The organism is Enterobacter cloacae complex sp. HYC033_NIDB, from assembly GCF_056673335.1.
The window spans coordinates 3,919,235-3,935,352 of sequence record NZ_CP115123.1 but is presented as its reverse complement, the minus strand read 5'-3'; the positions used below and the strand labels follow the sequence as shown (position 1 = coordinate 3,935,352).

At 53.6% G+C, this 16,118-nt stretch carries 15 protein-coding genes and 1 riboswitch; of the genes, 7 read left to right on the top strand and 8 right to left on the bottom strand.

Annotation, left to right across the window (positions count from 1 at the left end):
- Positions 1–43: 43 nt before the first annotated feature.
- Positions 44–514, top strand: a complete 471-nt coding sequence (locus O1721_RS18885; protein ID WP_015572337.1) for a YehS family protein — start codon at positions 44–46, stop codon at positions 512–514.
- 109 nt (positions 515–623) lie between these two features.
- Here O1721_RS18885 and metG read toward each other — a convergent pair whose 3' ends face one another.
- Positions 624–2,657 carry a methionine--tRNA ligase gene (gene metG, locus O1721_RS18880; protein ID WP_015572338.1) on the bottom strand — a complete coding sequence of 678 codons (2,034 nt, stop codon included), beginning with the start codon at positions 2,655–2,657 and terminating at the stop codon, positions 624–626.
- Positions 2,658–2,794: 137 nt separating this feature from the next.
- On the opposite strand from metG, the gene apbC reads away from it, so the two are divergent.
- Positions 2,795–3,904 (top strand): iron-sulfur cluster carrier protein ApbC, encoded by a 1,110-nt coding sequence (gene apbC, locus O1721_RS18875; protein WP_017383367.1) that lies wholly within the window; start codon positions 2,795–2,797, stop codon positions 3,902–3,904.
- An 89-nt stretch (positions 3,905–3,993) separates the two neighbouring features.
- Here the strand turns inward: apbC and O1721_RS18870 are convergent, their stop codons facing one another.
- A complete protein-coding gene (locus O1721_RS18870; protein WP_032619327.1) occupies positions 3,994–4,473 on the bottom strand; it encodes a GNAT family N-acetyltransferase in 480 nt (159 codons plus the stop codon).
- Positions 4,424–4,756: an RcnB family protein gene (locus tag O1721_RS18865; protein ID WP_017383366.1), complete on the bottom strand. Its 333-nt coding sequence runs from the start codon at positions 4,754–4,756 to the stop codon at positions 4,424–4,426. The genes O1721_RS18870 and O1721_RS18865 overlap by 50 nt, the downstream gene beginning before the upstream one ends.
- Positions 4,757–5,238: 482 nt before the next feature.
- Between O1721_RS18865 and O1721_RS18860 the strand changes: the two genes are divergently transcribed.
- From O1721_RS18860 to O1721_RS18850, 3 genes are read left to right on the top strand one after another with little or no spacing between them, the layout of a single operon-like run.
- A complete protein-coding gene (locus tag O1721_RS18860; protein WP_032648892.1) occupies positions 5,239–6,378 on the top strand; it encodes a polysaccharide export protein in 1,140 nt (379 codons plus the stop codon).
- A complete protein-coding gene (locus O1721_RS18855) occupies positions 6,378–6,827 on the top strand; it encodes an arsenate reductase/protein-tyrosine-phosphatase family protein (RefSeq protein WP_017383364.1) in 450 nt (149 codons plus the stop codon). Before O1721_RS18860 ends, O1721_RS18855 begins: the two co-directional genes overlap by 1 nt.
- Entirely contained in the window at positions 6,827–9,025 is a 2,199-nt protein-coding gene (locus O1721_RS18850; protein ID WP_032648889.1) for a polysaccharide biosynthesis tyrosine autokinase, read from the top strand. The genes O1721_RS18855 and O1721_RS18850 overlap by 1 nt, the downstream gene beginning before the upstream one ends.
- A gap of 44 nt (positions 9,026–9,069) precedes the next feature.
- Here the strand turns inward: O1721_RS18850 and O1721_RS18845 are convergent, their stop codons facing one another.
- The 5 genes from O1721_RS18845 to O1721_RS18825 form a co-directional block, all read right to left on the bottom strand.
- Entirely contained in the window at positions 9,070–10,536 is a 1,467-nt protein-coding gene (locus tag O1721_RS18845; RefSeq protein ID WP_023304100.1) for a pyridoxal phosphate-dependent decarboxylase family protein, read from the bottom strand.
- 18 nt (positions 10,537–10,554) lie between these two features.
- The gene (locus O1721_RS18840) at positions 10,555–11,931 is read right to left on the bottom strand and encodes a diaminobutyrate--2-oxoglutarate transaminase (RefSeq protein ID WP_015572345.1); all 1,377 of its coding nucleotides are present in this window, start codon (positions 11,929–11,931) and stop codon (positions 10,555–10,557) included.
- 311 nt (positions 11,932–12,242) lie between these two features.
- Positions 12,243–12,686: a hypothetical protein gene (locus O1721_RS18835; protein WP_032648887.1), complete on the bottom strand. Its 444-nt coding sequence runs from the start codon at positions 12,684–12,686 to the stop codon at positions 12,243–12,245.
- A gap of 185 nt (positions 12,687–12,871) precedes the next feature.
- The gene (locus tag O1721_RS18830; protein ID WP_017693061.1) at positions 12,872–13,156 is read right to left on the bottom strand and encodes a YadA C-terminal domain-containing protein; all 285 of its coding nucleotides are present in this window, start codon (positions 13,154–13,156) and stop codon (positions 12,872–12,874) included.
- A gap of 193 nt (positions 13,157–13,349) precedes the next feature.
- Positions 13,350–13,802 carry a hypothetical protein gene (locus O1721_RS18825; protein ID WP_032648884.1) on the bottom strand — a complete coding sequence of 151 codons (453 nt, stop codon included), beginning with the start codon at positions 13,800–13,802 and terminating at the stop codon, positions 13,350–13,352.
- 613 nt (positions 13,803–14,415) lie between these two features.
- Positions 14,416–14,512, top strand: a riboswitch (TPP riboswitch).
- Positions 14,513–14,547: 35 nt separating this feature from the next.
- On the opposite strand from O1721_RS18825, the gene thiM reads away from it, so the two are divergent.
- Together thiM and thiD are read left to right on the top strand one after the other, a co-directional pair.
- Positions 14,548–15,318, top strand: coding sequence for a hydroxyethylthiazole kinase (thiM, locus tag O1721_RS18820; RefSeq protein ID WP_023295038.1), 771 nt, complete (start codon positions 14,548–14,550; stop codon positions 15,316–15,318).
- The gene (gene thiD, locus O1721_RS18815; protein ID WP_017383356.1) at positions 15,315–16,115 is read left to right on the top strand and encodes a bifunctional hydroxymethylpyrimidine kinase/phosphomethylpyrimidine kinase; all 801 of its coding nucleotides are present in this window, start codon (positions 15,315–15,317) and stop codon (positions 16,113–16,115) included. The genes thiM and thiD overlap by 4 nt, the downstream gene beginning before the upstream one ends.
- Positions 16,116–16,118: the final 3 nt, after the last annotated feature.

Sequence of the window (16,118 nt, the reverse complement as noted above, 5' to 3'; positions counted from 1 at the left end):
TGGTACACTGCGCGCCATTGCATCATCGACATTCGAAGGCTCTATGCTAAGTAACGATATTCTTCGTAGCCTGCGCTACACCCTGAAAGCGAACAATAATGACATGGTGCGCATTCTTGCGCTCTCCGACATGGAATCCACGTCCGCCGGGTTCGACACCTGGATGACTAAAGAAGATGAAGAGGGTTTTGTTCGCTGCCCGGACATTATTCTGTCGGGCTTTCTGAATGGCCTGATCTACGACAAGCGCGGCAAAGATGAATCTGCGCCTGAGCTGGCGCTGGAGCGTCGGGTGAATAACAACACGGTGCTGAAAAAGCTGCGTATTGCTTTCTCCCTGAAAACTGACGACATTCTGGCGATCATGACCGAGCAGAAATTTCGCGTGTCGATGCCGGAAATCACCGCCATGATGCGCGCCCCGGATCATAAGAATTACCGCGAGTGTGGGGATCAGTTTCTGCGTTATTTCCTGCGTGGGTTGACGCAGCGGGTGCATAACCAGAAGGGGTGATTTTAGCCGGGTGGCGGCTTCGCCTGACCCGGCCTACAAAACCCGTAGGCCCGTGCAAGCGTAGCGCCGCCGGGCAAAAAAAAAGCCGGATTCTCATCCGGCTTTTTAATTACTTCACCTGCTGACCCGGCTTCGCGCCTTCGTCAGGGCTTAACAGGAAGATATCTTTCCCGCCCGGGCCTGCGGCCATCACCATCCCCTCAGAGATGCCGAAGCGCATTTTGCGCGGCGCCAGGTTTGCCACCATCACGGTCTGACGACCAATCAGCACCTGCGGATCGGGATACGCGGAACGGATGCCGGAGAAGACGTTACGCTTCTCGCCGCCCAGATCCAGGGTCAGACGCAGCAGTTTGTCAGAGCCTTCCACGAACTCCGCGTTTTCGATCAGCGCCACGCGCAGGTCGACTTTGGCGAAATCATCAAAGGTGATGGTCTCCTGAATCGGATCGTCCGCCAGCGGGCCGGTCACCGGTGCGGCAGCCGCTTTCACCTCTTCTTTGGATGCTTCCACCAGCGCATCAACCTGCTTCATCTCGATGCGGTTATACAGCGCCTTGAAGGTGTTCACCTTGTGGCCGAGCAGCGGCTGCTGGATGGCATCCCAGGTCAGTTCGGTGTTCAGGAATGCTTCGGCGCGGGCTGCCAGCTGCGGCAGAACCGGCTTCAGCCAGGTCATCAGCACGCGGAACATGTTCAGACCCATGGTACAGATCGCCTGCAAGTCGGCGTCGCGACCTTCCTGTTTCGCCACCACCCACGGCGCCTGCTCGTCCACATAGCGGTTGGCCACGTCTGCCAGCGCCATGATTTCGCGAATGGCTTTACCGAATTCACGGCTTTCCCAGGCTTCGCCAACCGCAGCGGCAGCGTCGGTGAAGGTTTTATACAGCTCAGGATCGGCCAGTTCGGCAGAGAGCACGCCGTCAAAGCGTTTGGCGATAAAACCTGCGTTACGGGACGCCAGGTTCACCACCTTGTTGACGATGTCCGCGTTCACGCGCTGAACGAAATCTTCCAGATTCAGGTCGATATCGTCGATGCGGGAAGAGAGCTTCGCGGTGTAGTAGTAGCGCAGGCTGTCCGCGTCGAAGTGGTTCAGCCAGGTGCTGGCCTTAATAAACGTCCCGCGAGATTTAGACATCTTCGCGCCGTTCACCGTTACGTAGCCATGTACGAACAGGTTGGTCGGCTTGCGGAAGTTGCTGCCTTCCAGCATTGCTGGCCAGAACAGGCTGTGGAAGTAAACGATGTCTTTACCGATGAAGTGATACAGCTCGGCATCGGAATCTTTCTTCCAGTATTCGTCGAAGCTGACGGTGTCGCCGCGCTTGTCACACAGATTCTTGAACGACCCCATGTAGCCAATCGGCGCATCCAGCCAGACGTAAAAATATTTGCCCGGCGCGTTCGGGATTTCGAAGCCAAAGTAGGGCGCATCGCGGGAGATATCCCACTGTTGCAGCCCGGATTCGAACCACTCCTGCATTTTGTTCGCGACCTGCTCCTGCAACGCACCGCTGCGGGTCCACGCCTTCAGCATTTCGCTGAACGACGGCAGGTCGAAGAAGAAGTGCTCGGAGTCACGCATCACCGGCGTCGCGCCGGAAACCACGGATTTCGGTTCGATAAGCTCGGTCGGGCTGTAGGTCGCGCCGCACACTTCGCAGTTATCGCCGTACTGGTCCGGGGATTTACATTTCGGACAGGTGCCTTTAACGAAACGGTCCGGCAGGAACATGCCTTTTTCCGGATCGTACAGCTGAGAGATGGTGCGGTTTTTAATGAAACCGTTCTCTTTCAGACGGGTGTAGATCAGCTCTGACAGCTCGCGGTTTTCGTCGCTGTGCGTGGAGTGATAGTTGTCATAGCTGATGTCAAAGCCAGCAAAATCGGTCTGATGCTCCTGACTCATTTCGGCGATCATCTGTTCCGGGGAAATGCCCAGCTGCTGCGCTTTCAGCATGATCGGCGTGCCGTGGGCATCGTCCGCACAGATGAAGTTCACCTCGTGGCCGCGCATTCGCTGGTAACGGACCCAGACATCAGCCTGGATATGCTCCAGCATGTGGCCGAGGTGGATTGAGCCGTTGGCGTACGGCAGGGCGCACGTTACCAGAATTTTTTTCGCGACTTGAGTCATAGTAGGCATTACTTCTTTTAACTGTGAAAAGGGTTTTCGATATTACCAAAAGGGGCATTATTAAGTAAGCACAAACCGCGGCCTTTCAGGTAAACTTGTTTGTCTAAGGTCTTATTCACAAGAACAAAGGAGTCGGGATGAGTTCTCAATCCCAGGCCAAATCACCGGAAGCCTTACGAGCAATGGTCGCCGGGACGCTGGCTAATTTTCAGCATCCAACCCTGAAGCACAATCTCACGACGCTGAAAGCGCTTCATCACGTCGCATGGCTGGACGATACGCTGCACATTGAGCTACAGATGCCGTTCGTCTGGACCAGCGCCTTTGATGCTCTGAAAGAGCAAACCAGCTCTGAGTTGCTGCGCATTACCGGCGCAAAAGCAATTGACTGGAAGCTAAGCCACAGCATCGCCACGCTCAAGCGCGTGAAAAATCAGCCGGGCGTTAACGGCGTGAAGAACATCATCGCCGTCAGCTCGGGCAAGGGCGGGGTGGGTAAATCGTCGACCGCCGTGAACCTGGCGCTTGCGCTGGCGGCTGAAGGGGCGAAAGTCGGCATTCTGGATGCGGATATCTACGGCCCGTCCATTCCAAACATGCTGGGGGCGGAAAACCAGCGTCCAACCTCGCCGGACGGCACCCACATGGCGCCAATCGTGGCGCACGGTCTGGCGACCAACTCCATTGGTTACCTGGTCACGGACGATAACGCAATGGTCTGGCGTGGCCCGATGGCCAGCAAGGCGCTGCTGCAAATGTTGCAGGAGACAATGTGGCCTGACCTCGATTATCTGGTACTGGACATGCCGCCGGGCACCGGTGATATCCAGCTGACGCTGGCGCAGAACATTCCGGTTACCGGCGCCGTCGTGGTCACCACGCCGCAGGATATCGCGCTGATCGACGCCAAAAAAGGCATCGTCATGTTCGAGAAGGTGGAGGTGCCGGTACTGGGTATCGTCGAGAACATGAGCATGCACATTTGCAGCAACTGCGGGCACCATGAGCCTATCTTTGGTACCGGTGGTGCCGAAAAGCTGGCGGCGCAATACCACACGCAACTGCTGGGGCAACTGCCGCTGCATATCACACTGCGTGAAGATCTGGATAGCGGTAAGCCGACGGTGGTCAGCCGTCCGGATAGCGAATTCACGGAAATCTATCGTCAGCTGGCGGGGCGCGTTGCGGCGCAGCTTTACTGGCAGGGCGAAGTCATTCCGGGTGAAATCGCCTTCCGCGCGGTGTAACGCCTCTGCGCGTTAGTGCCGGGTGGCGGCTTCGCCTTACCCGGCCTGGCTCGATTTTGTAGGTCAGGTAAGCGTAGCGCCACCTGACTTTACCCAAGCCGATAGTGCATCAAATAATACTCTCCGTCCGGAGAATCTCCCGTCGCCTCAATGTGCCAGCCGTGGCGCTGGTAAAACGCAACCGCCCGCTCATTCTTCACCAGACACTTGAGTGAACCCGTGCTGGTGAACGTCTTCTGCACGTGTTCAAGCAACACATGTCCGACGCCCAGGCTCTGATAGTTCGGATCGACAAACAGGTTGTGCAAAAAATTATCGTTCGTCGAGACTGAGGCAAAGCCAAGTCGGTGCCCATCCTGCTCCGCCACCCAAATCCCTTCGTCCAGGGTTGCCGCGTCAAAATCTTCAAGCTGCCACGCAGAACTGTCCATCCACGGCCAGGCTTCACGTCGGGCGTGAAGGAAGAGCGTGCGCAGGAAAGGGCGATCGCTCTCCTGCCACGGACGGATTAGGATCGTATCAGCGGTGATAGAAAATATCTCCGTTATAGGCTTTGTAGATTTTGCCATCGGCATCGCCAATCAGAACATAATTCTCACCCATGTAGGTCCAGTGTGTGCCGGCATCGGGCGCGGGAAGGTTACGCAGCTGGTACTGTTTGATGGTGTACTCAGGCGTCTGATACTGCGCGGGCGCGGTGTCGCCGATTTTAAACTTCGTAAAATCGGCAATAAACTCTTGCTCTTCATAGGCCTTGATGCCGGAAGGCGCTGTCGATGTTTGCGGTGCAGCGTGCGCGGCCCCCGCCAGTGACAGTAATACACCCAGAAGCAACAATTTACGCTTAGCCATTTTTTCTCCAGTCATATCGTTACTGATACTTTTTGTGTGCAGATCCGCTAACGGATGGCAGACAGTTCATTTTAAGTATCCTCACAGGGTGAGTTTGCAAAAAATGTAACAAAAGTACACGGTTTTGTGTAGTCGCAACCGTCATTAATTATTACTTCGACGAATAAATATGAGCTTATACAGATAACATAATTATTGGTTTATTAATTAATTCTGAAAAAACATTTTCAAGGCAAATTTACTAAGATTCAGGCATGCATTCAACAAATAGAACATTTAAGATTGCCTGAAACCCTCTTTCCGAATGCCTGATTAAGACAATGCAGGGCTGTAAAGTCTGCCCAAAGGAATGTCGTGTGGTTTGATAAATACTCTTTGTGTTTCTGTTAATTCATTGAATAACAGCAACTTGTGCTTGAGTGAAATGTTACTGTTTTATCCTGTATACGATAATCACTACTATAAAAGATATTATGTAATAAATGAAAAACACAACAGTTGTATCGATATTATTTTTAATTATTACCCCCTTATCTGGCTGCGTATTTTATCCTGGCCAGCATCTCGATCTCGCTGGGAAAAAGATAATTGCCGCAGAAGATGTAAATGATCGTCTTGAGAAACGGATTGATGTTTATCCTCTTACGCCTTCGTTAATTGAAAAAATGCGACCATCGGTTTTGAAATCTCAGGCAAATCCTAATCTGGATGAACAGGTCAAAAACTGGGAATACCGTATCGGCGTTGGGGATATTCTAACCGTCACCGTCTGGGATCACCCTGAACTGACAACCCCGGCAGGGCAGTATCGTAGCGCCAGTGACACCGGTAACTGGGTCAATGCCGACGGCACGCTTTTCTATCCCTATGTCGGTAAATTGCCGGTGGCTGGCAAAACGGTCGCACGGGTACGCGAGGAGATCACGGCCCGGCTGAACAATGTTATTGAAAGCCCGCAGGTGGATGTCAGCGTCGCCTCTTTTCGCTCACAAAAAGCCTATGTGACGGGCGAGGTGGTGAAGTCAGGGCAGCAGGCTATTACCAATATCCCGTTAACGGTCATGGATGCCGTGAACGCCGCTGGGGGGCTCTCTGCCGACGCGGACTGGCGCAATGTCGTGCTGACGCAGAATGGGAAGGACACGCGCCTCTCGCTATATGCGCTGATGCAGCATGGCGATCTCACGCAAAATAAGCTGCTCTATCCCGGCGATATTCTGTTTGTCCCCCGTAACGATGCGCTGAAAGTGTTCGTCATGGGCGAGGTCGTTAAACAGAGCACGCTGAAAATGGATCGCAGCGGCATGACCCTGGCCGAAGCGCTGGGCAATGCCGGTGGGCTGAACCAGAATATGGCCGATGCCACCGGAATTTTTGTCATTCGTTCGCTGCCGAAAAGCGAGCGTTCAGAAAAAATTGCCAACCTCTACCAGCTCAATGCTCAGGACGCATCAGCCATGGTGTTAGGCACCGAGTTTCAGCTTGAGCCCTATGACATTGTCTATGTCACCACTGCACCACTGTCCCGCTGGAATCGCGTGATATCACAGCTTGTTCCGACCATCAGCGGGGTGCATGACCTTACCGAAACGGTTCGTTACATCAGATCGTGGCCGCAATAATGTTCAAATCAATACTCGTGGTTTGCACCGGAAATGTCTGCCGTTCTCCGATTGGGGAGCGGCTTTTACGCCAGCACCTGCCCGACAGATATATCGCTTCGGCGGGCATATTCGGGCTTGAAGGGTGCCCGGCGGATGACAGCGCCCAGGACGTAGCCTGGCGGCATGGGATTTCCCTCGACGGTCATGTGGCGCGCAGGCTGACACGCAATTTGATGCAGGGATCCGATCTTATCCTGGTTATGGAGCCGGAACATCTTCGCTTCATTGCGGCCATGGCGCCGGAGATTCGAGGAAAGTCGCTGCTTTTTGGGCAATGGCTGGAGCCGCAGGAGATCCCCGATCCCTACCGTCAAAGCCGGGAAGCGTTTGAATATGTGTTTGGGTTATTGGGTAAAGCCAGTCAGGAATGGGCACGTCGTTTAGGTCAGAAAGGAATGAAGCATTAATGTCGTCTTACACAACAGACAATTATGGTGCAGCGGCACCCCAACAACATGAAGTCGATCTCGTTCGTTTGCTCGTCGAGATGATCGACCACCGCACGATGATTCTGTGCGTGACGTTCCTGTTCATCCTGTGCGCCGGTCTCTATGCCTGGATTGCGCCACCTGTTTATCAGGCGGATGCCATGGTGCAAATTGAAAACAAACACGATAACAACCTGCTCAAAGGTTTGAGCCAGCTGGGCACCGATGTGTCGCCGGATGTTGCCCCTGAAATTTTACTGCTGAAATCCCGCATGATCCTCGGCGAGACCGTTGACAAATTAGCTCTGACACAGCAGGCAAAGCAGCGCGTTTTGCCTGTGGTGGGGCGTCTCTGGCAGCGTCTGCAAGGGCGTGAGCAGGGCAAAATCACGTTAGGCGAACTCCAGATCCCGCAGGTGGAAGGCAAAGCGCAAGAGCTCACGCTGACCGTACAGGAAGCGGGAAAATATCACCTGACGGGCGAAAACATTGAGGCCGACGGCCAGGTTGGGAAAACGCTGGTTACGCAAGGGATCGTTCTGCTGGTGACGTCGATTGAGGCTGAGCCAGGCACGCAATTTTCGCTTAAGTCGTTGACGCGGCTTGAGACGATCAACGCGCTGAAGAAACGTCTCACGGTTGCGGAATCGGAGAAACAGAGCGGTATCGTGACCTTAACCCTGACGGGCGAAGATCCTGACAGCATCGCCCGGGTGCTGAATGCAATTGCTGAAAATTATCTCCAGCAAAATATCGCGCGCCAGGAGGCTCAGGATTCTCGTAGTCTGGATTTTTTACAGGCGCAGTTGCCGAAAATCAGCGCGGACCTTGATCAGGCAGAAGCGCGGCTGAATGCCTACCGGGCGCAGCGAGACTCGGTGGACCTGTCTCTGGAGGCAAAATCTGTCCTGGATCAGGTTGTTAACGTTGAGAATCAGCTAAATGAGCTGACGTTCCGGGAGGCAGAGATCTCCCAGCTCTTTAAAAAAAGTCACCCTACCTATCGTGCATTGCATGAAAAGAGACAGACCCTTGAGCGGGAACGGGAGCGTCTCAATAACCGTGTGTCAGCTATGCCCTCCACGCAGCAGGAGATTTTACGCCTGAGCCGCGATGTTGAGTCGGGTCGCACGATTTATTTACAGCTATTGACGCGCCAGCAGGAGCTGAATATTTCCCGCTCCAGCGCTGTCGGAAACGTGAGGATCATTGATGAGGCTGTTACGCTGCCGGACCCGATAAAGCCGCGTAAAGCGTTAATCATCGTTCTTGGCGCGCTGTTCGGGCTAATGCTCTCAATGGGGACCGTGCTGGTACGTCAGGCGTTCAAACGTGGGATCACGCTTTCCGAACAGCTGGAAGCGCAGGGGATGCCGGTTCTGGCTACGTTGCCACGTTCACAGTGGCTGTGGAGTAAAACGCAGTTGCGCAGAAAAAATCCGTTTTCTCGTCGCTGGAAACACAAAACCTCGGATGTGCCTTTCCTGCCCGTCGATCGCCCTGCTGATATGTTTGTTGAAGCAGTACGCGGGCTGCGGACCAGTCTGCATTTCACCATGATGGAGGCTGAGAACCGCATTGTGATGATTTCTGGCCCCACGCAGGACTGCGGAAAAACGCTGGTGGCGACGAATCTGGCGGCCATCGCCGGGCAGAGCGGTCAGCGGGTGCTGTTTATTGATGCGGATATGCGTCAGGGCTATGTTCATAATATTTTTGGTCTGGAGAACCGCCACGGATTGTCCTGCCTGCTCGAAGGGAAACGCGACTTAGCGGAGGTCATTCAGCATGCTGAAAAAGGGGGAATTGACGTCATCACCTGCGGCCCGGAACCCCTGCGCCCGTTAGAATTGCTGTTAAGCGAACGATTCCTTTCCGTCATGTCCTGGGTTAACGAGCAATATGACATTGTCATCATTGATACTCCGCCGGTCCTGGCCGTCACCGATGCCGCGCTGGTCGCCAGAGCAGCCGGAACAACGCTAATGGTTGCCCGTTTCGATAAAACCAGCGTGAAAGAGATGGAGAATACCGTTAAACGGTTACAGCACGTTGGCGTGAAGGTCAGCGGCACAATCCTCAACGATATTATTAAATCCGCAGCGCTGTATTACAGCTCGGGGTACAGCCAGTATGAATACGGTTATGCTTCGAGGAAAAAAGGGGAAAGGCGTTAGCGCGGGAAAAACAATCCCTCTCCCGGGTGGGAGAGGGGTAAGCATTACTTCGCCATCACTTCCTGCGCGGTACGCTCAACCAGAGACAGCAGGATTTTTACGTCCTCCAGCGTCACGGTTGGGTTCAGCAGGGTCAGCTTCAGGCAGGTGATACCGTTATGCTCGGTCACACCGACGTTTGCACGGCCAGACTCCAGCAGCGCATCGCCAATTTTCTGGTTCAGCAGGGCAATACCGGCGTCATCCATCTGCGCCTGCGGACGGAATCGGAACAGCACGCTTGCCAGCTGGGGTTGCATCACCAGTTCCAGAGCAGACTGCTCTTTCACGTAAGCCGCAACCTGCTGTGCCAGCGTCACGCCGTGATCGATGATTGCCGCGTATTGCTCCTGACCCAGCGCTTCCAGGCTCATCCACAGTTTCAGCGCGTCGAAACGGCGCGTGGTTTGCAGAGATTTGGAGACCAGGTTAGGTACACCCGCTTCTTCATCGAACTCAGAGTTCAGATAGGCCGCCTGATAGCGCATCAGTTCATAGTGACGCGCTTCTTTCAGCAGGAACGCACCGCAGCTGATGGTCTGGAAGAACTGCTTGTGGAAGTCCAGGGTGACGGAATCCACCAGCTCGATACCGTCCAGGTAGTGACGATACTGCTCAGACATCAGCAGCGCGCCGCCCCAGGCCGCATCAACGTGCACCCAGATATTCTGTTTCGCAGCCAGCTCAGCAATAGCACGCAGCGGATCGATAGCACCCGCATCGGTCGTACCGGCCGTGGCCACAATCGCCAGGATCTGCTCGCCGTTCGCGTTGCACTGTTCGATTTTCGCCGCCAGATCGGTGAGATCCATGCGGGAGAATTCGTCAGTTTTCACCTGCACCACGGACTGGTAGCCCAGACCCATCAGCGCCATGTTTTTCTGCACGGAGAAGTGGGCATTTTCCGAACACAGCACGCGGATCTTACGCAGATCGCCTGTCAGACCGTCCTGCTGAACCGAGTGGCCCTGACGTGCAAAGAACGCGTCACGCGCCAGCATCAGCCCCATCAGGTTACTCTGGGTGCCGCCGCTGGTGAAGACGCCTGCGTCGCCAGCCTGATAACCCACGCGGGTACGCAGCCATTCGATCAGTTTGATCTCAATGATGGTTGCGGACGGGCTTTGATCCCAGGAGTCCATACTCTGGTTCGTGGCGTTGATCAGCACTTCCGCCGCCTGGCTAACCACCAGGCTTGGGCAGTGCAGGTGCGCCACGCACTGCGGGTGATGAACGGACAAACTGTCTTTCAGGAAGAACTCCACGGCGCGTTCGATCGCCGCTTCGTTGCCCAGCCCTTTCGGGTTGAAATCCAGCTTAATACGGTCGCGCAGCTCCGCGACCGTTTTGCCCTGGTACATCTCAGGCTGTTTCAGCCACTGCATCACAGCCTGAGTGCTTTGTTCAATCGCCTGCTGGTAAGCTTCAATGCTCTGCGCAGAGGAGAACAAAATTGGGTTTGAATCAGACATCGTATTCAACAACTCCGGTTACGCCGGGCTAACGCCCGCAGCAAGCAGTGCCTGCTCGAATTTATCCAGGAAGACTTTCAGCTCGTCATCGCTGATCAGCAGAGAAGGCAGCAGACGCAGAACGATACCGTTACGGCCGCCACGCTCCAGAATCAGGCCGGCTTCGAAGCATTTCTTCTGGATCAGTGCAGACAGCTCGCCATCGCCCGGGAAGCAACCCATGTGATCGGCGGCTTCATGTGGCTTAACGATTTCAATACCGATCATCATGCCCAGACCGCGAACGTGGCCGATCACCGGATAGCGTTTCGCCATCTCTTTCAGCTGGCCTTTCAGCCATTCGCCCTGTGCAGCTACTTTGCCCGCGATGTTCTGGTCTTTCAGGATCTTCAGCGTGGTCAGACCGGTAGCCATCGCCAGCTGGTTGCCGCGGAAAGTACCGGTATGGTGACCTGGCGCCCATGCATCGAACTGCTTTTTGATACCGAGCACGGCCAGCGGCAGACCGCCACCGACTGCTTTAGACATCACGATGATGTCTGGCTCAATGCCAGCGTGTTCGAAGGCAAAGAATTTACCGGTACGGGCAAAGCCAGCCTGGACTTCGTCGAGGATCAGCAGGATACCGTGTTCCTGAGTGACTTTACGGATGCGCTGCAACCACTCAACAGGCGCCGGGTTCACGCCACCTTCACCCTGAACGGCTTCGAGGATCACCGCGGCAGGTTTACGCACGCCGCTTTCGACGTCGTTAATCAGATTTTCGAAGTAGTAGGTCAGCGCCTTCACGCCCGCTTCACCACCGATACCCAGTGGGCAACGGTACTCGTGTGGGTAAGGCATGAACTGGACTTCTGGCATCATACCGTCAACCGCTTCTTTCGGAGACAGGTTGCCGGTGACGGACAGTGCGCCGTGGGTCATACCGTGGTAACCACCAGAGAAACTGATGATACCGCTACGACCGGTCACTTTTTTCGCCAGCTTCAGCGCCGCTTCAACGGCGTCAGCCCCGGACGGGCCAGTGAATTGCAGGCAGTACTCTTTGCCCTGACCAGGCAACAGAGAGAGCAGGTATTCTGAAAACGCGTCTTTCAACGGCGTAGTCAGATCCAGGGTATGTAACGGCAAGCCGCTGGTAATGACATTTTGGATGCTTTTCAGCACATCAGGATGATTGTGTCCAAGCGCGAGGGTGCCTGCGCCTGCTAAACAGTCAAGGTATTCTTTATTATCTGCATCGGTGATCCACACGCCTTCTGCTTTCGTAATCGCTAAAGGCAATTTGCGCGGATAACTCCTGACGTTAGATTCAAATTCGGCCTGACGGGCCAGATAGGTTTCGTTGCTTTTGTGGGCATCTACGGTGTCAATACGGACTTTATCCGTCATCATATCACTCCTACAACCGCCGCTTCGTTATGAGCAACGATTGAATAAAAAGTTAAAAAACAGATGGGGCCTGAAAAAAACGCCGCCAATATAGAGCCTTTTGTCACCGGGCTCAATGGTTAATTTGCTTACTGTTTTGTGACACAGGGCACAGGGCAGGGAAGATCGCCGTTTGTATGGGGGAGATTGCACTTTATGCTAAATAAAAACAGCAGCTTACGTATGATTTATCCGCATTGTAAAATCAGACAAAAGAGTGTGACAAATCGTGCGATTGTCAGGTGAAAAGGAGGCAGTGAGCCTCCTTACGCTGTTTATTTCTGGCTAACGCGTAAAATACCGTGTTCGCGTCCCTTCGTTTTATTCCACGACGCGTCCGTAATACCGTTTTCATCCAGGCTTAGCGATATCACAAAACCATTACCACGGATCTCATAGAAATTCGCATTCAGGCGTTTAACGCTGGCTTTCTTGCCGTTAACGGTAGCGCTAAAAAAGCCGTTAGAAAGCGTGGCGTTAACCGTGTCCGACGAGAACGAGGCTTCACGCAGGGGATCGTGAATGGATGTCGCTGGTTCGTGTTGTGCCGCATTTTCCGCTTTGGTTTTGCTGATATCGCAAGAGCCATCGCCAGCGCTAATTTGCGTGCATCCCGAACGCTCTAATTGAGCGCGATAATGGGCGTTTATGGCGTGCGCAGGCGAGACACAACCTGCAAGCACCGCAGTACCTATAACGAACATCATTACTTTTTTCATTTTACCGCCTTAAAAACGACACAAATACCAGGAGACATACATCACGCCGATCCAGATCCCGACCGAAATCAGCATCAGATACAGGGCTACCGAAATAAAAATATATTTAGACATCTTTTTGTATCAACGAAATGCTCATCCGCTAAAATGAGGCTTTATATTTGTCCCGATGATTGTTTTACGCTTTAAAAGCCCATTCCAATCCCAACCGAAGCGCCCATATTATTCGCGGTATCATCTGAGAAGCTCACTTTCGCGATGACATGGGAATTAAAGTTAACGGATGCACCGACAGCAAGCGCGCTCTCGCTGTTGTAAGTCGCGCCGCCAGCAGAGAACATGACGCGTTGATTGGTTTGCACTTGTGGCAAACCCGCCATCGCCCCTGAAATACCGGCATTGGCCTGCTTCTTATTATTGTCCACTTCATCACGCAGAGATTTAAATTGCTGGCTGGTGTTGGTATTCATTGCCAGTAATGTCTGCCTGGTGGCTTGCAGATCCTGCGTGGCGGCGGTAACAGCCAGGCGATTTTTAGCGACCTTCGCCTGGGTAGCCGTATCCAGCTATCGTTGTGTTACGGTGGTTGTCACACCATCTTTACCGTTATGACCGTCTACACCGTCGCGCCCATTTCTTTCCGCAATGCCTTGTGCGCCAGTATCACCCTTTATCACCTTTCGCTCCATCTGTACCGTTGATGGGTTTAGATGCATTTTCGAGAGCAGTAAGGCGGCTATCCTGAATATTATCGACGTGTTGAAGGTTGATAATGGCTGTGCCGTTAGTCGCTACACCCTGTAGGGCCGTCTCACTTTTCAGACTGGCGGTATCGACAAGCAACGCTTTCTGATGTGCGTCGTTAGCCATTTTATCCACGACTAACACGCCTGGTTTTGTGGATTGAAGGTCGTCATAAACCTGCGTTAAGCGGTTATCCATTGCGATATCACGGTTAATGCTATCAGCTTTGTTTTGTGCAATCTGATCCTGATGGTCATTTACAATATTAGTAATTTGCCGATCGTCCCAAACCGTATTCGCGGCTTCAGCCAGGCTCGTTGTACCCACTAAGACAACGCCCATTACAAAAATAGCAATAAAGGTTTTATTCATAGATTTCATTTGAAAAGCTCACATCATTAACTATTGAAAATACTGAAGCTGAACAGATTTATTTTCGGGATTTAAAACGGTTGAACGTTGTCTAAATCTTATTTAGTGACGCGAGCAAACTATCAATTAAACGCAAACCAATGATGTTGAACTAAGTCATAAATATTATGAATGGTTCCGACGGCGTAAAAGTCATTTTGCGGTTGTTATTAATGTAAACATTAAGGTGAAAATGAGGTGGTAAATGAGAGAGTTAAATTAAGTGTTTGACAGAGATAAAATTCTGCAAAATAAATGTTTACATTAATATGTGGGTTTATTTCATACGAAAGAAGGTGGGCTGTCTTATAAAAGCACTCCCGGTGCGTCATTATGGATAAAAATAATATTTCTCAGCACAGTGAGTAAATAATATTTTTCATGTGTTCTTAACAAATCTGGCGGGATAATTAACTGAACAATAATGTATACATATAGAGGGTAGTTAATATCTTGTCGTTTATTGTTCGTTACAGGGGATTAACGGACAGCCCAAAACCCCTTGCACCCGGGTTACCCCCCGGTTACACTACATGACTACGAATTGCTATTTCGTAAATAGCTGTTTTATAAGTAATTTGACTCGGGGTGCCCTTCTTTGTGAAGGCTGAGAAATACCCGTATTACCTGATCTGGATAATGCCAGCGTAGGGAAGTCAGATGCCTGCCCGGTCATCGCTTCTTCACGCACGGCAGGAGCGAAACCATGCAGCCTGACCTGCTCGATTCACACGTTTTACATCAATTCCGAACCCGTTCCCCGCTCACGCACTGTATGACCAACGATGTCGTGCAGACCTTCACCGCCAACGTTTTGCTCGCGCTGGGTGCTTCCCCGGCAATGGTGATCGAAGCCGAGGAAGCGGAACAGTTTGCCGCGCTTGCCGATGCTCTGCTCATCAACGTGGGAACACTCACCGCGCCGCGCGCCCAGTCGATGCGTCGGGCCATTGAGAGCGCGGTAGCCGCGGGTACGCCCTGGGTTCTGGATCCGGTTGCGGTTGGCGCGCTGGCGTATCGCACCCGATTTTGCCAGCAAATATTGTCCCTCAAACCTGCGGCCATTCGTGGAAACGCCTCCGAAATCCTCGCCCTTGCCGGAATGAGTGCGGGCGGGCGCGGGGTTGATTCCACCGATACGGCGGCGAGCGCGTTGACCGCTGCGCAGACGCTCGCCCGCCAGACCCACGCCGTTGTGGTCGTCACAGGAGAAGTGGATCACATCACTGATGGTCAGCGAACCCGTACGGTCGCGGGCGGCGACCCGCTGATGACCCGCGTGGTGGGAACAGGCTGTGCGCTCTCGGCGGTCGTCGCCGCCTGCTGTTCGCTGCCTGGCGACAGGCTTGATAATGCGACGGCAGCCTGCGGCTTTATGAAGCGCGCAGGGGCAGCTGCACTGACTCACAGCCGGGGCCCCGGCAGCTTTGCCCCGGCGTTTCTGGATGCGCTTTACGCGCTGGAGGAGCTGGTATGACACGCATTAATGCCCTGACTATTGCGGGAACCGATCCCAGCGGCGGAGCGGGGATCCAGGCAGACCTGAAAACCTTCTCTGCGCTCGGCGCTTACGGATGCTCGGTTATCACCGCGCTGGTGGCGCAAAACACGCGCGGTGTACAGTCGGTATATCGTATTGAGCCGGATTTTGTCGCCGCACAGCTGGATTCGGTATTCAGCGATGTACGCATCGACACCACCAAAATCGGCATGCTTGCAGAGGCGGACATTGTTGAAGCGGTCGCTGAACGTCTCAAACGTTATCAGATAAAAAACGTGGTGCTCGATACCGTGATGCTGGCCAAAAGCGGCGATCCGTTGCTCTCCGCCTCTGCCGTCGACACCCTGCGTAAAAAGCTGCTGCCGCAGGTGGCGCTGATCACGCCAAACCTCCCTGAAGCCGCCGCGCTGCTGGATGCGTCACACGCGCAAAACGAACGTGAGATGAAAGAGCAGGGCAATGCGCTGCTGGCGATGGGATGCAGCGCGGTGCTGATGAAAGGCGGTCATCTTGATGATGCAGAAAGCCCGGACTGGCTCTTCACCCGCGATGGCGCTCAACGTTTCACCGCCCCGCGGGTACAGACCAAAAACACCCACGGCACGGGATGTACGCTCTCGGCGGCGCTGGCGGCGCTGCGTCCCCGAAACGCGAACTGGGCGGATACGGTGCAGGAGGCGAAGATCTGGCTCTCGTGCGCGCTGGCAAAAGCCGATTCTCTGGAAGTGGGTCACGGTATTGGGCCGGTTCACCATTTTCATGCATGGTGGTAAGCC

Coding starts and splice junctions, on each gene's coding strand:
- O1721_RS18835 (WP_032648887.1), bottom strand. CDS start 12,686: ATGAAAAAAGTAATGATGTTCGTTATAGGTACTGCGGTGCTTGCAGGT.
- O1721_RS18870 (WP_032619327.1), bottom strand. CDS start 4,473: ATGGCAAAATCTACAAAGCCTATAACGGAGATATTTTCTATCACCGCT.
- apbC (WP_017383367.1), top strand. CDS start 2,795: ATGAGTTCTCAATCCCAGGCCAAATCACCGGAAGCCTTACGAGCAATG.
- O1721_RS18825 (WP_032648884.1), bottom strand. CDS start 13,802: ATGAATAAAACCTTTATTGCTATTTTTGTAATGGGCGTTGTCTTAGTG.
- O1721_RS18845 (WP_023304100.1), bottom strand. CDS start 10,536: ATGTCTGATTCAAACCCAATTTTGTTCTCCTCTGCGCAGAGCATTGAA.
- O1721_RS18830 (WP_017693061.1), bottom strand. CDS start 13,156: ATGAATACCAACACCAGCCAGCAATTTAAATCTCTGCGTGATGAAGTG.
- O1721_RS18855 (WP_017383364.1), top strand. CDS start 6,378: ATGTTCAAATCAATACTCGTGGTTTGCACCGGAAATGTCTGCCGTTCT.
- O1721_RS18860 (WP_032648892.1), top strand. CDS start 5,239: ATGAAAAACACAACAGTTGTATCGATATTATTTTTAATTATTACCCCC.
- thiD (WP_017383356.1), top strand. CDS start 15,315: ATGACACGCATTAATGCCCTGACTATTGCGGGAACCGATCCCAGCGGC.
- O1721_RS18885 (WP_015572337.1), top strand. CDS start 44: ATGCTAAGTAACGATATTCTTCGTAGCCTGCGCTACACCCTGAAAGCG.
- O1721_RS18865 (WP_017383366.1), bottom strand. CDS start 4,756: ATGGCTAAGCGTAAATTGTTGCTTCTGGGTGTATTACTGTCACTGGCG.
- thiM (WP_023295038.1), top strand. CDS start 14,548: ATGCAGCCTGACCTGCTCGATTCACACGTTTTACATCAATTCCGAACC.
- O1721_RS18850 (WP_032648889.1), top strand. CDS start 6,827: ATGTCGTCTTACACAACAGACAATTATGGTGCAGCGGCACCCCAACAA.
- metG (WP_015572338.1), bottom strand. CDS start 2,657: ATGACTCAAGTCGCGAAAAAAATTCTGGTAACGTGCGCCCTGCCGTAC.
- O1721_RS18840 (WP_015572345.1), bottom strand. CDS start 11,931: ATGATGACGGATAAAGTCCGTATTGACACCGTAGATGCCCACAAAAGC.